The following is a 19,611-nucleotide window of genomic DNA, read 5'->3' as shown; positions in this document are numbered from 1 at the left end:
GCTTCACTGGGCCGACGCAGCCGAAGCCACCGGCAGCACGGGCAGCGGCACCACGGTCGAGCCCGACGAGGTCGAGGTCGAGCCCGAGTTCGTCAACCCGGCTGGCGGCGTGCCGCTGGCGCTTGTCATCGCGGGGGCCGCAGCGGACGCGGCGGCCTTGCTGAGCTCGACGCGTTGGCCGTCGATCAGCGTGCTGGTCGGGCTGCGCAGGATGCGATCGCCCTGCTTCACCCCGGTCGTCACCACGTACAGCCCCTGGCGGTCGTCCCGCGCGCCCAGCGTCACCGGCGTCTTGGCGACCTTGCCGCCGTCCACGCGCCAGACGAAGGACTTGTCGCCTTCGCGCAGCAGCGCGCTGTCCGCCACCATCAGCGCCGAGACGCTGTTCGTCTGCACGCGGCCTTCCGCGTAGAGGCCGGCCACGCCGGGCTGCTGCGCGCCGGCGAAGTCGACCAGCACTTCCACCTGGCGGGTGTTGGCGTTGGCGGCCTGCGCGATGCGGCGCACCTTGCCCTGGAAGTCCACCTGCGGGTAGCCGTTGACGCGGAAGTACACCGTCTGCGCGAGCTTGAGTTCGGACATGCGGTCGGCCGAGACCAGCCCCTCGAAGCGCATCGAGACCGGATCCATCACCTTGATCAGCTCCTTGCCGATCTGCGCCGAGTCGCCGGGCGAGACCTTGCGGTCGCTGACGACGCCGTCGAACGGCGCGCGCACCTCGGTGCGCTGCTGCTGCTGGCGTGCCGTGGCCACGCGGGCGCGGGCGGCGACCAGGTCGCTCTGCGCGTTGTTGCGGCGGATCTCGGCATCCTCCATCGCCTGGATGGAGCTCATGCCCTGCGCCTGCAGCGTCTTCAGGCGCTGGTATTGACGCTCGGCCTGCTCGAAGCTCTGCGAGGACGCGCGGGCGGATTCATCGGCCGACTGCACCGAGTCGCGGATGGCGGTGTCGTCCAGACGGACCAGCAGGTCGCCGCGCTTCACGCGCTCGCCGTTCTCCTTGTAGACCTGCAGCACGATCGCCTGCAGTTCGGCGCGCAGGTCGGCGCGGCGCTCCGGCTGGATCGAGCCGGTGATGACCGGACCGCTCGCGTACGCGCTCACGCCCAGGGTCTGGACGTCCTCGGGCGACACCAGCAGGCTGGGCGCGCTGGCCGCCGCGGCCGCGGGCGACGCTTGCTTGTCGGGGGAAGACTTGCCACAACCGGCAAGCAGGGACGCAACGACAAGGGCAATCAGCGACAGACGCAGCATGAAGCGGGCTCCGGGGGAACGTGGCTAGTGACGTAAAGATGTGTCCTTCGTGCGGAACCCGCAAAAAGGCGCGCTAGCTTAACTTCAATGACCCTGCCTGCAGGTGGTCATGGCCTGCAGTTCATCCCAGGGAAACAGCGCTTCGTCGCGCCGCGTCGACCCGGCCCGGCATTGCCGGTTTGGTTACATGGAGTTTCGTCCGCGCCGTGCTCAGCGCCCTCGCCCCCACGTCGGGCTTCGAACCGGGCCCGCCCCAAGATCGCGCCCCGCGCGCCCCACGATCGCGCCGATTGTTTGCCTGGCGTCAACACGGCCCTGGCAATTGCGCACACCTTTGTTATTGACGGGCCCACATCCCACGATCCTGGGGGAAAATCCTCCTCTATTGCTGAATGTTAAGAAATAGACTCCAGACGTTATTTATCCTTTTTGCCGATTCGACGTCATGCGCGCACTTTCAATCGTCCATGTGGTCTTCTCGTCTCGCATCGCCGGTGGTGAACATCACTGCGTCGACCTGGCCAACGCCCAGGCGGCGCTGGGCCACACGGTCCATGTGATAGGTCCGGCGGGATCCGCGGTCCGGCACGCGCTGGACCAGCGCGTCAGCTACCACGGCCTGCGCCTGCCGCTGCTGCGCGGCGCGCGGGTGCGGCGGCTGGCCGCGAAGCTGGGCGCGGACGTCGTCCACGGTCATCTCGGCCCGGCCTGCAAGGCGGTGGCGGCGGCGAAACACAGCGCGCGGGTCGGCACGCTGCATGTGGGGTACAAGACGCATCACCATGCGCGGATGGACGCGCTGGTGTGCGTCAATTCGGCGCAGGTCGGTCACCTGAAGGAATTCGGCGGCATGCATCGCGTCATCTACAACTGGGCACCGGAACGCAGCCCCGGCTCCTGTGCCGCGAAGGCGCCGTCCGGCTCGCTCCGGATGGAACTCGGCATCCCTGCCGCCGCGCCGGTGATCGGCTGCGTCGGCCGGCTGCATGCGGCCAAGGGCATGCACACGCTGATCCAGGCCTTCCAGCAGCACGCGCCGGCCAACGCCCACCTGGTGCTGATCGGCGAAGGCCCGCAGCGCGCCGAGCTCGAGGCGCTGCGCGGCGACGACAAGCGCATCCACCTGCTCGGTTTCCGCTGGAACGTCGACGAACTGCTCGGCGAGATGGACCTGTACGTGTCCTCGTCGCGCGAGGAGCAGTTCCCGCTGGCCATCCTCGAGGCCATGCGCGCGCGCCTGCCGATCGTGGCCACCGCCACGCTGGGTGCGCGCGAGATGCTGGACCCGGCGCAATCGGCCATCGTGGCGATCGACGACGTGTCCGCGATGGGCCGGGCGATCGCCGCGGCGATCACACAGCGCCAGCGCGACCACCGCCGCCCGGTCGATTACGACATGCAGCGCTACGACCGCTCGAGCGCCGTGCGGGCCACGCTGGGGCTCTACCAGGACGTGCTGGCGCGCCAGGGCGCCCGCGTGCACGACCTGGCCGGCCTGAGCGTCGAAGACGCCCACGGTTGACGTCGATGGCGATCTTTCATGGCTGAGGTTCATGGTTAAGCGTCCGAAGTCGGACTTCTGGACTGTCGGCGTCGTTCCGGAACGCATCGATCTGCTCAGCCCCGAACGCCTGCGCGAGTTGCGCGACCGCATCGTCTGGATGCCCGAGGCCGGGGACTGGTGCTACTACGCCGATCCCTTCGCCTTGCGCGACGGTGACGCGCTCCACGTGTTCGTCGAGAACTTCAACTACCGGACCAAGCGCGCCGACCTGCAGCGCCTCACGCTGAACCTCAGCGACGGCGTCTGGAGCGCGCCCAGGCCGGTGCTGCAGACGCCTTTCCACCTGTCCTACCCGTTCGTCTTCGAGCACGAGGGTCAGGTCTGGATGGTCCCCGAATCCAGCCAGGCCGAGGAAGTCGCCCTCTACCGCGCGGTGGACGGCGCCGAGCGCTGGGAGCGCTGGGAACGGGTCTGCGCGCTGCTCCCCGACGTGCGCGCCGTCGACGCCTCGCTGCTGCGGCACGACGGGGTGTGGTGGATGTTCTATGCGGTCATCGGTCCGGACAAGCGCGACCAGCGCGAGCTGCATGTCGCCCATGCCGATTCGCTGCAAGGCCCGTGGACGCCGCATCGCGCCAACCCGGTGAGGTCCGCGCACGACGGCGCCCGGCCCGCCGGCACGCCCTTCGTCGGCGCGGACGGCCTCGTGACCCTGCCCGTCCAGGACAGCCGCACCGGCTATGGCGGCGCGACGCGGTGGGTGCGCTTCAACCGCCTCACGCCGGACGCGGTCGAGGTCCAGGCCTTGCCGGCCACCTTCACCGGCGACCTCGCGCATCGCGACTTCGCCAGCGGCCTGCACACGATGTCCGCCTGCGGCGACGTCACGCTGATCGACGTGAAGCGCATCGACCGCTCGCGCCATCGGCAGTGGCTGGACTGGAAACGGCGCGTCAGGCGCTGGTTCGGCAAGCGCTGACGCGCGCAGCCTCCAAGGCGTCAGCCCTGCCACCGCCGCTGGCCCTCAGCCCTGGCCCTCTCCCGCCAGCGGGAGAGGAAGCGTTCAGGTGTGGTCCATCGACGGCGCGATGTCTTCCAGCGGCTTGCGCTCCGCGTCGACGCCGAAACGCAGCGCGAGCAATCCCGCCACGATGACCAGCACGGCGCCGATGCCGTAGCCGATCGCCACGTTGCCGCGGTCGCCGCTCTCCACCAGCCATCCGAACAGCAGGGGCGCCACGAAACCGCCGGCGCCGGTGCCGACCGCGTAGAAGATCGCGATGGCCATCGCGCGCATCTCGAGCGGGAAGATCTCGCTGACCGTCAGGTAGGCGGAACTGGCCGCCGCCGACGCGAAGAAGAACACCGCCGACCAGCACAACGCCTGCGAGCGCGCGTCCAGCACATCCGCGACGAAGGCGACGCCGGTGGCCGCGAGGCCGACCCCGGCCAGGCCGTAGGTCAGCGCGATCATGCGGCGACGTCCCACCCGGTCGAAGAGCGGTCCCAGCAGCAACGGCCCGAGCACATTGCCGAGCGCGAACGGGAAGATGTAGAGCGCCACGCGATGGTCGGCGACGCCGTAGAAGCGCGTCAGCACCAGCGCATAACTGAAGAAGATCGCGTTGTAGAAGAAGGCCTGCGCCAGCATCAGCGACAGCGCGACGCCGCTGCGCACGCGGTAGCGGCGCAACAGCACGTGCAGCACCTCGCGCATCGTCGGCACGGGGCGGCGGTGCTCGCGCTGCTCCGTCGGCGCGACCGGCGGCAACGGGCCGTGCTGGGCGGCGACCTCCGCCTCGATGGCGTCGATGATCTGGCGGGCCTCGTCGACCCGGCCGTGTCGCAGCAGCCAACGGGGGCTCTCGGGCACATGGCGCCGCACCAGCACCATGCCCACCGCCAGCAGCGCGCCCATCCCGAAGCCCACGCGCCAGCCCTGCACCGGACCGAGCACGTCCGGATGCAGCAACAGCAGGCTGGACGCTGCGCCGAGCGCCGCGCCGATCCAGAAGCTGCCGTTGATGGCGAGGTTCACGCGGCCGCGCACGCGGGCGGGCACCAGCTCGTCGATGGCGGAGTTGATGGCGGCGTACTCCCCGCCGATCCCCAGGCCGGTGATGAACCGGCACAGCGCGAAGAAGGTGAAGTCAGTGGAGACCGCGGTGGCGAGCGTGGCCACCGCGTAGATCGCGAGCGTCGCTAGGAACAGGCGTTTGCGCCCGAGCCGGTCCGACATCCGGCCGAACACCAGGGCGCCGACGATCGCTCCCGCGAGGTAAAGCGATCCGGACCAGCCGACCTGGACGGCGGAGAGCCCGAGGGTGTCAGGTCTTTCCAGCACAGCGCCGACGGAGCCGACGAGGGTGACCTCGAGGCCGTCGAGCACCCAGGCCACGCCCAGTGCGAGCACCACGCGCCAGTGCCAGCGCGACCAGGGCAGCCGATCGAGCCGGCGTGCGATATCGAGGGAAGCCGTCATTGACGGCAAAGGCGGCAATCGGCGTTCCGGACTGGAGCCGACACACCCGTTCCCCCTTCAACGCAGACGCCCGAATCCGCCATCAACCGCAGGACCGAGGCCCGAAGTCGGCGGATGTGGCCGGAGTCAGCCTCACGCCGTCGGCCCCCAGGCGGCAGCCGCCTCGTCCCACACCTCGCGGCTACGCGCCACGAGCAACCCTGGCTGCCGGTCTCCGGCGCGGTACGGTGTCCCGTCGAGCCGCGCGGCGACGCCGCCGGCCTCGGTGATGAACAGCGTCCCCGGCGCATGGTCCCAGGCGAGCTTGCGCCAGTAGAGCGTCGCATCGAACGCGCCCTCGGCGAGCGCGGGGTACTCCGCGCCGGCGCAGTTGAGTCCGGGCAGGATCTCCACGCCCTGCGAGGTCGCGACGCGGTCCTGGTGGTCCTGCGGCAGGAAACGCGTCTTGACGACCGCCCGCTTCAGACCCGGACCCGACGCCGCATGCAGCCGTTCCGACTCCCGCCAGGCGCCCTGTCCGCGCCGGGCATGATGCAGCACGCCCGAGATCGGGTTGAGCATCCACGCCCTGACCGTCACGCCGTCTTCCAGCAGCGCCACCATCGACGACAACGGCTCACGGCCGGAGATGAAATTGAAGGTGCCGTCCAGTGGATCGACCAGCCACACGGCGCCCTCGTCGAGCTGGTCGAGCAGCTCCGGCGTCTCCGCGCACTGTTCCTCGCCGACGACGCGCGAGCCGGGCACCAGCGCGCGCAACTCGGGCGTCAGGAAGGCCTCGACATCGCGGTCCACGGTCGTGACCCACTCGCCGGGGGCCTTTTCCATCACCTCGTCGTCCGCCAGATGACGGAAGCGCGGCGCGATCCAGGTGGCGGCGGCATGGCGCAGCAGCGCGGCGACGGGGTCAGGCGTTGTGGAGCTCATGCGGGAATGCTACCCGCAGCGCCATGACCCCAACACGGGCCCCGACGCGAGCCCCGGTGCGAGCCACCGCGCGTCCCGGTCGGTCGGGGCCCTCAAGACCCGGCCCCGCCAGCCGATATCCGGTCATCGTCCGGAATTCCAGCATGCACGTCGCCGTACCCTCCGCCAAGGTTTCCACCTCGTCGCCCTCGGCGGCGACGTCCTCCGCCGCCTCCGGCACGGGTCCCGATGCGCAGATCGCCCGCCTGCAGTCGCAGTTGAAGCAGTTGCAGAAGCAGATGAAGGACCTCGCCTCCGACACGACGATGGACGCACAGGCGAAGGACAAGCGGCAGAAGCTGCTGCAATCGCAGATGCAGATGGTGATGGACCAGATCGCCCAGATCCAGAAGGCCGCGGCCGAGGCGGCCGCGGCGAAGGCAGCGGAAAAGACCGGTCAGGGTGCCTCCGCCCGGCCGTCGTCGCCCGTCCGGAACGAGGACGGCGACGAGGAGGGGATTCCGCCCACGCCCTGGCCGGCTCGCGGCGTTCCGCCTCGCGCGCGACGCTGGGCGCCTTTCTCGACGACTACGCCTGAGCCCGCTCGCGCTAGGATTCCACCCCTGAAGGGGTTTCACATGGTCACGACGATCAAACGCGAAGAGTTCTGTTTCCTGGTGGTCGACGACTTCTCGACCATGCGCCGCATCATCTCCGGACTGCTCCGGGAACTCGGCTTCAAGAAGATCCTGGAGGCCGAGGACGGCAAGGCCGCGCTGCGCCAGCTCGAGCTCTCGTTCGAGTCGGGCGAGCCGATCCATTTCGTCCTCAGCGACGTGAACATGCCGGTGATGAACGGCTTCCAGTTCCTCGAGGCCCTGCGCGCCAAGCCGGAGTCCGATCCGCTGCGCAAGGTGCCGGTGCTGCTCGTCACCGCCGAGGGCCGCAAGGAAGACATCATCCGGGCCGCCCAGCTCGGCGCGACCGGCTACATCGTCAAGCCGTTCAACAAGGACACGGTCGGCGACAAGATCCATCTGACGCTGAAGAACCGGAACATCCTGGTCGATTGAGGCCCGGGCGGGCACATGCCGCCCTCCCACGTAACGCTCGTAACGCGGCCCCGCAGCGCGTGACGGCGCAACGGGCGGGACACTCGCGATCCTCCGCCACTCCCGCTCCCTGGCATGACCGACCGCCGGCACCTCCTCGCCGCGGCGCTGGGCTCGCTGCTGATGCCGACCGCCCGGTCCGTCGCCGCGCCCGCGCTGCCGGACGCCACCGGGCCCTACGCCCTCCCCGGCACCTTCGTCCATCCGCTGCCCGATCCGGTCACCGGGCGCCGGTACGAGGTCTGGGTCGATCTGCCGCCGAACGCGCCCACGACCCCCGGTCTGCGGCCGGCCGTGTTCGTGACCGACGCGCCGTACGCCTTCCCGCTCGTGCGGGCCCTGCGCAACCGCGTCGGCCAGCAGGGCCGCAACCTCGCCGATTTCGCCGTCGTCGGGCTGGCGGGGCCGCAGGACGAGTCCGCCGTCGACATGCGCTCGCGCGACTACACCCCGAGCGATCCCCGCCTCCGACCCGGCCGGCCCGCCGACCGCTACGGCGCGCCGCGCTACGGCGAAGGCGCCGCCTACCTGAAGTACCTGGCCGAGGTCGCGGTGCCGGCGATCTCCGGGCGATACCGGATCGACCCGGACCGCCGCGTGCTGCTCGGGCATTCCTACGGCGCGCTGTTCGCGGCGCAGCTGCTGTTCGCGCAGCCGACGCTGTTCAGCCACTACATCCTCGGCAGCCCGTCGTTCTGGTTCGACCGACGTCTGATGTTCGACCGCGAAGCGGCCTACGCGAAGCAGCACACCGACCTGGCCGCCCGGATCTTCCAGTACGTCGGCGCCTACGAGGCCGTCGCGCCGGGACCGCGCTTCAACAAGGAAGCGGACCTCGTCGCCGACGCGCGCCGGTTCGAAGCGCTGCTGCGCCGGCGCCGCTACCAGTCGCTGCGCATCGAGACCCGCGTGCTGGCCGGCGAGGACCACCTCACCGTGGCGCCTGCCGGCGCGACGCTCGGCCTGCTCTGGGCGCTGCCGGGCCAGGGACCGTACGAGGCCTGAGCACGGCCTGAGGCGATTACCATCCTGCCACTGCATGGAGAGGATGGCGCATGGGGGCCAAGACTTGGATGCTGGTCATCGCGGACGGCGACGCCCGCGCGGCGCTGGAAGCGCGACCGGCGCTCGACCGCGACGCATCGCGCGCACTGGCGGAGCGGCTCTTCCCGGGAGAGACGCTCGAGCTGATCGGCGAAGGCGACCTGAGCTACACGAACCCGCCCGACCCGTTGATGTTCATCGGCTGCTTCCCCGGCGTCTGCGTCATCGCGGCCAGCGAGTTCGCCGTCGACCATCCGTCGCAGTTGCCGGGCCGCTTCCTCGACATCGCCGGCAAGCGCCGCATCACCCTGCATGCGATGCACAGCGTGGTCGACTGGTTCGCGTTCGCGATCTGGGAGGACGGCCGGCTCATCCGTTCCCTGAGCCTGTCTCCCGACAGCGGCATCCTGGAGGACATCGGGGAACCCCTGCCCTTCGAGGCGCCGTTCTGGGCGGAGCAACCCCGCGCACCCGCCACCGGCACGGACGACGAGGACGCCTACCCCTTGCCCTTCCATCCACTGGAACTCGGGGAAGCGGTCCTGCTCGCCCGGTTCGGTTATCAGCTCGAAGGCGGCGGCGACGCGAGCGTCGATCCGCTGTCCCTCCCGCTGCTGCACTTCCAGCGCTCCGGCATGCGGCGCAAGGCGGCCCCCGAAGAGCCGGCGGCGCCCGCGCCCTGGTGGAAATTCTGGTGAACGGGCCGGGCTCAGGCGCCGCCTGAGCCGCCCAGAGCCTCCACCACCTCCGCCGGCGCCTGGACCAGCTCGATCAGCACGCCCTCCCCGCCGATCGGGAACTCGCCGCTGCTCTTCGGGTGGATGAAGCAGATGTCGTGGCCCGCCGCGCCCTTGCGGATGCCGCCAGGCGCGAAGCGCACGCCGTTCGCGGTCATCCACTCGACCGCCTTGGGCAGATCGTCGACCCACAACCCCACGTGGTTGAGCGGCGTCGCATGGACCGCGGGCTTCTTCGCCGGATCCAGCGGCTGCATCAGGTCGACCTCGACCCGCCGCGGCCCGTCGCCGATCGCGCAGATGTCCTCGTCGACGTTCTCCGCCTCGGACACGAAGTGACCGACGACCTGCAGCCCCAGCACGTCCACCCACAGCCGGCGCAGCGCCGCCTTGTCCGGACCGCCGATGGCGATCTGCTGCAGGCCGAGGATCCGATAGGGCTTCGTTGGGCTTGTCGTCATATTAATTCGCCATCAATAACTAATAGGGGTGGTCATACCCCTCGAAACTGGGCAGGCTGGCGCGCCGGAAACCCGTGAACTTATCACGACCGGCACCGGCCCCGCCCCTCGAAGCCCATTGGCAGGCCTTCGTCGCACAGGCCTTTGCTCACACGGCTTACATGATGTTGCAGGTGCTTTGGGCGCCTTCCTTGGCGTCGGATCACCGCGCCACGCGGGTCCTGCGTCTTCAGGATCTGACCTAAGTGCCGATCACCATTGGATGTCGGTCGCATGACAGCCGAACGATCGTTCGATGACGCGGCCGGGATCCCTTGCCTTGGCAAGCTTCTCCTCCCCGCGTTCGCGGGCTTTACGCGCGTTCTGTAACCGTGAACTGAGGCCGACTCCCGGCCCTTTTGTTCCGTTCACGTTAAGCGTGGCGCCAATAACATTTCCGGGCTAGCTCAAGTTTGTCAATCGGCGTCCGAAAACCGAATGACGGCATCCGGAAGTTCGGGTGCGCGGCAACAACAAGCTGACCCAACCCACCTCGCGCCTATGGGCGCATCCGCCCCCATAGGTTCACGGAGTTCCAAGATGGCATCGCTGATTACCAACCTGACGACCGACCAGATCGCCGCCCTCACGTCGACGACCCTGGCGCGCCTGACCAGCGAAGACTGGGCCGCGTTCTCGACCGAGCAGTTCCAGGCGCTGACGACCTCGCAGTTCGCCACGCTCGGCACGAAGTCCGTGTCGATGTTCACCACCACGAACATCGCCGCCATCGAATCCGACGACCTGCGCGCGCTGTCCACCGCCGCGGTCCAGACCTTCACCAGCACGCAGCTGAATGCCCTGGGCTCCGACCAGTTCGGCGCGATGACGACCAAGCAGGTCGGCGCGATGACCACGCAGCAGGTCCGGAACCTGGAGTCCGACGACCTCAACGCGCTGGCCTCCGACCAGATCCGCGCCCTGAGCTCGCAGCAGGTGGCCGCGCTGTCCACCAGCCTGATCGGCACGATGGCCTCGGACGATCTGCAGGCCCTGAAAACGGACCAGATCAAGGCCCTGAGCTCGCAACAGGTCGCCGCCCTCTCCACCGAGGGCGTTGCCGCCCTGGCGACCAACCAGGCCGCCGCGCTGAGCAGCACCCAGACCGCCGCGCTGACCTCCGACCAGGCCGCCGCACTGACCTCGGACGCCGTGCACGCATTGAGCACCGCCGCCGTCAAGGCGCTGGGCACCGACCAGATCGCCGCGCTGAATTCCGAACAGATCGCCGCGCTGACCACCGCCCAGATCGGCGCGTTGTCCACGCAGCAGATCCGCCAGCTGGCCAGCGATGACATCGCCGCCCTGGACACCAACCAGATCCGCGCCATCACCACGCAGCAGATCGCCGCGCTGACGACCGACCAGCTGGCCGGCGTCAACAGCACCGACGTGCAGGCGCTGACGACCGCGCAGGTGCGCGCGCTGAGCTCGTCCCAGGTCGGCGCGCTGAGCACCGATTCGATCGAGGCGATGAGCTCCGGCCAGATCGGCGCGCTGAGCTCCACCCAGGTCAAGGGCCTGACGACCGACCAGATGGCGGCCATCAGCTCCGAAGACATGAAGGCGCTGTCGACCGCCACCATCCGCGCCCTGACGACCGACCAGGTCCAGGCGCTGAATTCGGACCAGGTCTCGGCGCTGACCAGCACCCAGATCGGTTCGCTGACGACCGGCCAGGTCGCCGTGCTGTCGACCGATGAACTGAACGCGCTGAACAGCTCGCAGATCCGCGCGCTGGGCACCGCCCAGATCGCCGCGCTGTCGACCGACCAGGTCCACGGCATGGAATCCGCCGACGTCCAGGCCTTCACCACCGGCCAGGTCGCCGCGCTGAGCTCGGCCCAGATCGCCGCGCTGTCCACCGAGGCCATCGTCGCGCTGACCTCCGGCCAGTTCGCCTCCCTCACCTCCAAGCAGCTGGCCGGTCTGTCGACCGACCAGGTCGCCGCCATCGAGTCGCAGGACCTGCGGGCCCTGTCCTCCGCCGCGATCCGCTCGCTGACCACCGACCAGTTCGACGCGCTGAACTCCGAACAGGTCGCCGCGCTGACGACCCAGCAGGTCTCCGTGCTGACGACCGGCCAGGTCCAGGCCATGTCCAGCGACGACCTGAACGCGCTGGGCTCGGCCCAGATCCGCGCCCTGGGCACCGCCCAGGTCGCCGCGTTGTCGACCGCCCAGGTCTCCACGATGGAAAGCGCCGACGTCCAGGCGCTGACCACGGGCCAGGTCCAGGCCCTGAGCTCGGCCCAGGTGGGCGCGCTGTCCACCGAGAACATCGCCGCGCTGAGCTCGGCCCAGGTCGCCGCCCTGTCGACCAAGCAGATCGCCGGCCTGACGACCGACCAGGTCGCCGCCATCGAGACCGCCGACCTGCGCGCCATGTCGACGGCCGCGATCCGTTCGCTGACCACCGACCAGTTCGACGCGCTGAACTCCGACCAGGTCGGCGCCCTGTCGACCGGCCAGATCGCCGCGCTGACGACCGGCCAGGTCCAGGCCATGTCCAGCGATGACCTGAACGCGCTGGGTTCGGCCCAGATCCGCGCGCTGGGCACCGCCCAGGTCGCCGCGCTGTCGACCGCCCAGGTCTCCACGATGGAAAGCGCCGATGTGCAGGCGCTGACCACGGCCCAGGTGGTCGCGTTGAGCTCGGCCCAGATCGGCGCGCTGTCGACCGAGAACATCGCCGCGCTGAGCTCCGCCCAGGTCGCCGCGCTGTCGACCAAGCAGATCGCCGGCCTGACGACCGACCAGATGGCCGCGATGGAGACGCAGGATCTGCGCGCCCTGTCCACGGCCGCGATCCGTTCGCTGACCACCGACCAGTTCGACGCGCTGGGCTCCGCCCAGGTCGGCGCGCTGACGACCCAGCAGGTCGCCGCGCTGACGACCGGCCAGGTGCACGGCCTGACCAGCGATGACCTGAACGCGCTGGGCTCGGCCCAGATCCGCGCCCTGGGCACTGCCCAGGTCGCCGCCCTGTCGACCGCCCAGGTCTCCACGATGGAAAGCGCCGACGTGCAGGCGCTGACCAGCGGCCAGGTGCAGGCGCTGAGCTCCGACCAGGTCGGCGCGCTGTCGACCGAGAACATCGTCGCCCTGACCTCCTCGCAGGTCGCCGCGCTGTCGACCAAGCAGGTCGCCGGCCTGACGACCGACCAGATGGCCGCCTTGGAAACCGGCGACCTGAAGTCGCTGGGCACCGCGGCCATCCGCGCGCTGACCACCGACCAGATCGCCGCGCTGGGCTCCGACCAGATCGCCGCGCTGACGACCGCCCAGGTCGCCGCGCTGACGACCGCCCAGGTCGCCAACCTGACGTCCGAAGACCTGAACGCGCTGACCAGCGCCCAGATCAAGGCGCTGTCGACCGCCCAGGTCGCCGCCCTGACGACGGCCCAGATCTCCACGATGGAGAGCAACGACGTCCAGGCGCTGTCCACGCAGCAGATCGCCGCGCTGAATTCCGACCAGGTCGGCGCGCTGTCGACCGAGAACATCGCCGCGCTGAGCTCGCAGCAGGTCGCCCCGCTGTCGACCAAGCAGGTCGGCGGCCTGACGACCGACCAGGTCGGCGCCATCGAGACGGTGGACGTCCGCGCGCTGTCGACCAACGCGCTGCGCGCCCTGACGACCGCGCAGATCGACGCGCTGAACTCCGACCAGATCGCCGCGCTGACGACCGCCCAGGTCGCCGCGCTGACCACGGCGCAGGTCCAGGCCCTGGCCTCGGAAGACCTGAACGCGCTGGGCTCGGCCCAGATCCGCGCGCTGTCGACCGCCCAGGTCGCCGCGCTGACGACCGGCCAGGTCAACGGCATGGAATCCGCCGATGTGCAGGCGCTGACGACCCAGCAGGTCGCCGCCCTGGGCTCGGCCCAGATCGGCGCGCTGTCGACGGAAAACGTCGCCGCCCTGACCTCCGCCCAGGTGGGCGCGCTGACGACCAAGCAGGTCGCCGGCCTGACCACCGACCAGATGGCCGCCCTGGAAACGGGCGACGTGAAGGCGCTGTCCACCGCCGCGCTGCGCGCGCTGGGCACCGACCAGATCGAGGCCCTGGGGTCCGACCAGATCGCCGCGCTGACGACCGCCCAGGTCGCGTCGCTGACGACCGGCCAGGTCAGCAACCTGACCTCCGACGACCTGAACGCCCTGACGAGCGGCCAGATCAAGGCGCTGTCGACCGCCCAGGTCGCCTCGCTGACCACCGGCCAGATCGCGACGATGACCAGCGAGGACGTCGCCGCGCTGACCACCGCGCAGCTGCAGTCGCTGGGCTCGGCCCAGATCGGCGCGCTGAGCACGGACGCGATCGTCGCCCTGAGCTCCGCCCAGGTGGGCGCGCTGACGACCAAGCAGGTCGCCGGACTGACCACCGACCAGATGGCCGCCATCGAGACCGGTGACCTCCGCGCGCTGAGCACCACCGCGCTGCGCGCCCTCACCACCGACCAGCTGAACGCGCTGGGTTCGGACCAGGTCGCCGCGCTGAACACGGTGCAGGTCCAGGCGCTGACGACCGCCCAGGTCGCCGGCCTGACCAGCGAGGACCTGAACGCGCTGAACAGCGCGCAGATCAAGGCGCTGGGCACTGCCCAGGTCGCCGCGCTGACGACCGCCCAGGTCAACGCGATGGAATCCGCCGACGTGCAGGCGCTGACGACCCAGCAGGTCGCCGCCCTCGGCTCAGCCCAGGTCGGCGCGCTGAGCACCGACTCGGTCGTCGCGCTGACCTCGCAGCAGGTCGCCGCGCTGACCAGCAAGCAGGTCGCCGGACTGACCACCGACCAGATGGCCGCCCTCGAATCGGGCGACCTGAAGGCGATGGCCACCAACGCGCTGCAGTCGCTGACCTCCGCTCAACTCGAGGCGCTCGACAGCACCCAGATCGCCGCGCTGTCCACCCAGCAGGTCGCCGCGCTGACGACCGGCCAGGTGAACACGCTGACCTCGGACGACCTGAACGCGCTGACCAGCGGCCAGATCAAGGCCCTGTCGACACAGCAGATCGCGGCCCTGTCGACCGCCCAGGTCTCGACGATGGAGTCGGCTGACGTGCAGGCGCTCGCCACCAACCAGGTCGCCGCGCTGAGTTCGGCCCAGGTCGGCGCGCTGAGCACCGAATCGATCGTCGCCCTGACCTCCGGCCAGGTCGCCGCGCTGACCAGCAAGCAGGTCGCCGGCCTGAGCACCGACCAGATGGCCGCCATCGAGACGGCGGACCTGCGTTCGCTGTCCTCGACTGCCCTGCGCGCCCTGACCAGCGACCAGCTGCAGGCCCTGTCGACCGACCAGGTCCAGGCGCTGACGACCGCCCAGGTCGCCTCGCTGACGACCGGCCAGGTCAGCCAGCTCGCCACCGACGACTTCGGTGCGTTCACCTCCGGCCAGCTCCGCGCCCTGGGCACCGCCCAGATCGCCGCGCTCGGCACCGCCCAGCTCGACGCGCTGAACAGCGACCAGGTCGCGGCGCTGACGACCCAGCAGGTCGCCGCGCTGACGACCGGCCAGGTCAGCAACCTGTCCTCGGATGACCTGAACGCCCTCACGAGCGGCCAGATCAAGGCGCTGACGACCCAGCAGGTCGCCGCACTGACGACCGGCCAGATCAACGCGATGGAATCGGCGGACGTCGCCGCGCTGGCGACCAACCAGATCGCCGCGCTGAGCTCGTCGCAGGTCGGCGCGCTGAGCACCGAATCGATCGTCGCCCTGACCTCCACGCAGGTCGCCGCGCTGACGACCAAGCAGGTCGCCGGCCTGACCACCGACCAGATCGCCGCGATCGAGACGGGTGACCTGAAGTCGCTGTCGACCGTCGCGCTGCGCGCCCTGGGCACCGACCAGCTCGACGCGCTGGGCTCCGACCAGATCGCCGCGCTGACGACCGTGCAGGTCGCCGCGCTGACGACCGCGCAGGTCGGCAACCTGTCCTCGGACGACCTGAACGCCCTCACCAGCGCGCAGATCAAGGCGCTGTCGACCCAGCAGGTCGCCGCGCTGTCCACCGCCCAGGTCTCGACGATGACCAGCGAGGACGTCGCCGCGCTGACCACCGCGCAGGTGCAGGCCCTGGGCTCGGCCCAGGTCGGCGCCCTGAGCACCGAGGCGATCGTCGCCCTGGGTTCGGCGCAGGTCGCCGCGCTGACCAGCAAGCAGGTCGCCGGTCTGACGACCGACCAGATGGCCGCGATCGAGACGGGTGACCTCAAGGCCCTGTCGACCGCCGCGCTGCGCGCGCTGGGCACCGACCAGCTCGACGCGCTAGGCTCCGACCAGATCGCCGCGCTGACGACCGCCCAGGTCGCCTCGCTGTCGACCGCCCAGGTCAGCAACCTGACCTCGGACGACCTGAACGCCCTCACGAGCGGCCAGATCAAGGCGCTGTCGACCCAGCAGGTCGCCTCGCTGACGACGGCCCAGGTCTCCACGATGGAGAGCGCCGACGTCGCCGCGCTGAACTCGACGCAGGTCGCCGCGCTGAGCTCCGCCCAGGTCGGCGCGCTGAGCACCGAAGCGATCGTCGCCCTGAACTCGACGCAGGTCGCCGCGCTCAGCAGCAAGCAGGTCGCCGGCCTGACGACGGACCAGATGGCCGCCATCGAGACGGCGGACCTGAAGGCGCTGTCGACCAATGCCGTGCAGGCCCTGACCTCGGCCCAGCTGGAAGCGCTGGGCTCCGACCAGATCGCCGCGCTGACGACCCAGCAGGTCGCCGCGTTGACGACCGGCCAGGTCAGCAACCTGACGTCCGATGACCTGAACGCCCTCACGAGCGGCCAGATCAAGGCCCTGTCGACCCAGCAGGTCGCCGCGCTGACGACCGCCCAGGTCGCCGCGATGGAGTCCGCCGACGTGCAGGCGCTCGCCACCAACCAGGTCGCCGCGCTGAGCTCGGCCCAGGTCGGCGCGCTGAGCACCGACTCGATCGTCGCCCTGACCTCGGGCCAGGTCGCCGCGCTGACCAGCAAGCAGGTCGCCGGCCTGACGACCGACCAGATGGCCGCGATCGAGAGCGCCGACCTGAAGTCGCTGTCCACGGTCGCCCTGCGCGCCCTGACCAGCGACCAGTTGCAGGCGCTGAGCTCCGACCAGGTCGAAGCGCTCACCACCACCCAGGTGGCCGCGCTCACGACCGGCCAGATCAGCCAGTTCGCCACCGACGACTTCGCCGCGCTGACCACAGGCCAGCTGCGCGCCCTGACCACCGGTCAGGTGGCGTCGCTGACCTCGGCTGAACTCGAAGCGCTCGACAGCAACCAGATCGCCGCGCTGACGACGCAGCAGGTCGCCGCGCTGACGACCGGCCAGGTCAGCAACCTGACCTCGGATGACCTGAACGCGCTGACCAGCGCGCAGATCAAGGCGCTGAGCACCGCCCAGGTGGCCGCCCTGACGACCGCGCAGGTCTCGACGATGGAGACCGCGGACGTGGCCGCGCTGGCCACCAACCAGGTCGCCGCGCTGAGCTCCGACCAGGTCGGCGCGCTGACGACCGAAGCGGTCGTAGGCTTGAGCTCGCTGCAGGTCGCCGCGCTGACCAGCAAGCAGGTCGCCGGCCTGACCACCGACCAGATCGGTGCGATCGAATCGGGTGACCTGAAGGCCCTGTCGACGGTGGCGCTGCGTGCGCTGACCAGCGACCAGCTGGCGGCCCTCGGCTCCGACCAGGTCGCCTCGCTGACGACGCAGCAGGTCGCCGCGCTGACGACCGGCCAGGTCAGCACCCTGACCTCGGACGACCTGAACGCCCTCACGAGCGGCCAGATCAAGGCGCTGACGACCCAGCAGGTCGCCTCGCTGACGACGGCGCAGGTCTCGACGATGGAGAGCAACGACGTCGCCGCGCTGACCTCGCAGCAGGTCCAGGCGCTGGGCTCGGCCCAGATCGGCGCGCTGAGCACCGACTCGGTGATCGCGCTGAGCTCGGTCCAGGTCGCCGCGCTGTCCTCGGCGCAGGTCAAGGGCCTGACGACGGACCAGATGGCCGCGATGGAGACCGCGGACCTGCGTGCGCTGTCGACGGTCGCCCTGCGCGCCCTCGGCACCGACCAGATCGAGGCGCTCGACAGCAACCAGATCGCCGCGCTGACCACGCTGCAGGTCGCGTCGCTGACGACCGTCCAGATCGCCAACCTGACCAGCGACGACCTGAACGCGCTGACCAGCGGCCAGATCCGCTCGCTGAGCAACGCCCAGCTGCAGGCCCTGACGACGGCGCAGATCTCGACGATGACGACGGAAGACGTCGCCGCGTTGACCTCCGCGCAGCTGCAGGCCTTCGGCTCGGCCCAGATCGGCGCGCTGAGCACGGACGCGATCGTCGCCCTGAGCTCGACGCAGGCCGCGGCCCTGAGCTCGGCGCAGGTCGACGGCCTGACGACGGCCCAGATGGCGGCCTTCGAGACCGCTGACCTGCGCAGCCTGACCACGGCGGCCATCCGCTCGCTGGACAGCGCGCAGCTGGAAGCGCTCGACAGCAACCAGATCGCGGCGCTGACCACGCAGCAGGTCGCCTCGCTGAGCACGCTGCAGGTGAGCCAGATGGCCACCGACGACGTGCAGGCGCTGACCTCGCAGCAGATCGTGTCGATGAGCTCGGCCCAGTTGCACGCCTTCACCACCGACCAGGTGCAGGCGATCGACTCCGGCGACCTCGCGGCCATCAGCAGCGCGAACATGGTGGCCTTCGGCTCGGCGGACTTCGAGGCCTTCACCTCGGATCAGATCCACGCCCTGACCTCGCAGCAGTGGAGCGCGGTGGGCGCGACGCAGGTGGCCGGCATCGAGACCGCCGACATCTCGTCGATCACCACGGCCGGCATCCATGCGCTGAGCACGACCGCCCTGCACGCGTTCAACACCGACCAGATCGCGGCGCTGACCAGCGACCAGGTCCATGAGTTCAGCACGGCGCAACTGCGCTCGCTGGGCACGGACCAGATCGCGGCGCTGTCGACCGAAGACATCGCGGCCTTCACCAGCCAGCATTTCGGCACGCTGACCTCGGCCCAGATGCACGCGTTCACGACGGACCAGATCCTGGCGATGGATTCCAGCGACATCCATGCGCTGACCTCCATCCAGGTGCACGGCCTGTCGACCGAACAGATCATGGCGATGACGTCCGACCAGTTCGTCGGCTGGGACACCCAGGACATCGCGTCCATGAACATGGAGCAGTCGCTGTCGATCACGTCCGACCAGATGGTGGGCTGGAGCCACGAACAGAGCAACGCGCTGTTCTCGTCGACCCCGATCGTGCTGGACCTGGACGGCAACGGCGTGCAGACGCTGGCCGCCAAGGACGGCGTGAACTTCGACCTGAACGCCACCGGTCACAACGACAAGTGGGGCTGGGTCGGCGGCAACGACGGCCTGCTGGTGATGGATCGCAACGGCAACGGCGTGATCGACAGCGGTGCGGAGCTCTTCGGCGCCGGCACCACGGTCAACGGCCGCAAGGGCCTGGACGGCTTCGCCGCCCTCGCCTCGCTGGACTCGAACCATGACGGCCACATCAACGCCAAGGACGTGGACTTCAGCAAGCTGCAGGTCTGGGTCGACGCCAACCACGACGGCAAGACCGACGCGGGCGAACTCAGGACGCTGGCCGACCTGGGCATCACCGACCTGAACCTGGGCGCGACCAAGGGCACGGACGTCGACCACGGCAACCTGATCGGCCTGGTGTCGAGCTACACCAAGTCCGACGGCAGCACGCACGAGATGTCCGACGTGTGGTTCACCAAGGACGGTGCGACGCAGCAGATGACCGGCACGACGCGGGAGACCGCGCCGCAGCTGGGCGACCTGCTCGCCCATCCGGAAGCGAACCTGCTCGGCGGCGGCACGGCCGCCACCGCGACGGCGGTCACGGCGGCGACCACCGCCGCGGCCACCGACACGGTGAACCACGACGTGATGAGCGCCGCCTACAAGAAGGCGCATGACGACGACCAGAACGGCGCTGTCCCGCTGATCTAAGCGGCTGCGCGGAACCGGGGGCCTCGCGCCCCCGGTTTGTCGTTTGTGGCTGCGGCTTCCGGCGCCCGCCCGGCGC

Annotated in this window: 10 protein-coding genes and 1 pseudogene; 7 read left to right on the top strand and 4 right to left on the bottom strand. The window is 69.9% G+C overall.

Annotated features, from left to right (window positions below; genetic code table 11):
- Positions 1-3 precede the first annotated feature (3 nt).
- Positions 4-1,254, bottom strand: a complete 1,251-nt coding sequence (locus ACQ86G_RS20370) for an efflux RND transporter periplasmic adaptor subunit (protein ID WP_431257024.1) — start codon at positions 1,252-1,254, stop codon at positions 4-6.
- 445 nt (positions 1,255-1,699) lie between these two features.
- Here ACQ86G_RS20370 and ACQ86G_RS20365 point away from each other — a divergent pair, with 445 nt between their 5' ends.
- Positions 1,700-2,776 (top strand): glycosyltransferase, encoded by a 1,077-nt coding sequence (locus ACQ86G_RS20365; protein ID WP_431257023.1) that lies wholly within the window; start codon positions 1,700-1,702, stop codon positions 2,774-2,776.
- Positions 2,777-2,807: 31 nt separating this feature from the next.
- On the top strand, positions 2,808-3,737 hold the full coding sequence (locus tag ACQ86G_RS20360; protein WP_431257022.1) for a glucosamine inositolphosphorylceramide transferase family protein: 930 nt from the start codon (positions 2,808-2,810) through the stop codon (positions 3,735-3,737).
- Positions 3,738-3,821: 84 nt separating this feature from the next.
- Here the strand turns inward: ACQ86G_RS20360 and ACQ86G_RS20355 are convergent, their stop codons facing one another.
- A complete protein-coding gene (locus tag ACQ86G_RS20355) occupies positions 3,822-5,240 on the bottom strand; it encodes an MFS transporter (RefSeq protein WP_431257021.1) in 1,419 nt (472 codons plus the stop codon).
- Between the two features lie 132 nt (positions 5,241-5,372).
- Positions 5,373-6,167 carry an inositol monophosphatase family protein gene (locus tag ACQ86G_RS20350; protein WP_431257020.1) on the bottom strand — a complete coding sequence of 265 codons (795 nt, stop codon included), beginning with the start codon at positions 6,165-6,167 and terminating at the stop codon, positions 5,373-5,375.
- Between the two features lie 23 nt (positions 6,168-6,190).
- Here ACQ86G_RS20350 and ACQ86G_RS20345 point away from each other — a divergent pair.
- The 4 genes and pseudogenes from ACQ86G_RS20345 to ACQ86G_RS20330 all read left to right on the top strand — a co-directional run.
- A pseudogene (locus tag ACQ86G_RS20345) lies at positions 6,191-6,604 on the top strand (FlxA-like family protein); the annotation flags it as partial.
- A 180-nt stretch (positions 6,605-6,784) separates the two neighbouring features.
- Positions 6,785-7,219 (top strand): response regulator, encoded by a 435-nt coding sequence (locus tag ACQ86G_RS20340; protein ID WP_431261457.1) that lies wholly within the window; start codon positions 6,785-6,787, stop codon positions 7,217-7,219.
- 114 nt (positions 7,220-7,333) lie between these two features.
- A complete protein-coding gene (locus ACQ86G_RS20335; RefSeq protein WP_431257019.1) occupies positions 7,334-8,263 on the top strand; it encodes an alpha/beta hydrolase in 930 nt (309 codons plus the stop codon).
- A 50-nt stretch (positions 8,264-8,313) separates the two neighbouring features.
- Positions 8,314-9,000 carry a DUF6928 family protein gene (locus tag ACQ86G_RS20330; protein WP_431257018.1) on the top strand — a complete coding sequence of 229 codons (687 nt, stop codon included), beginning with the start codon at positions 8,314-8,316 and terminating at the stop codon, positions 8,998-9,000.
- Positions 9,001-9,011: 11 nt separating this feature from the next.
- On the opposite strand, the gene ACQ86G_RS20325 is transcribed toward ACQ86G_RS20330, so the two are convergent.
- Complete coding sequence (locus ACQ86G_RS20325) at positions 9,012-9,500, bottom strand: VOC family protein (protein WP_431257017.1); 489 nt, start codon at positions 9,498-9,500, stop codon at positions 9,012-9,014.
- A gap of 579 nt (positions 9,501-10,079) precedes the next feature.
- Here ACQ86G_RS20325 and ACQ86G_RS20320 point away from each other — a divergent pair.
- Positions 10,080-19,535 carry a hypothetical protein gene (locus ACQ86G_RS20320; protein WP_431257016.1) on the top strand — a complete coding sequence of 3,152 codons (9,456 nt, stop codon included), beginning with the start codon at positions 10,080-10,082 and terminating at the stop codon, positions 19,533-19,535.
- Positions 19,536-19,611: the final 76 nt, after the last annotated feature.

The organism is Roseateles chitinivorans, assembly GCF_050632145.1.
Lineage (GTDB): Bacteria > Pseudomonadota > Gammaproteobacteria > Burkholderiales > Burkholderiaceae_C > Roseateles > Roseateles chitinivorans_B.
The sequence above is the reverse complement of the archived record's forward strand: the minus strand, read 5'-3'. Positions and strand labels throughout refer to the sequence as shown.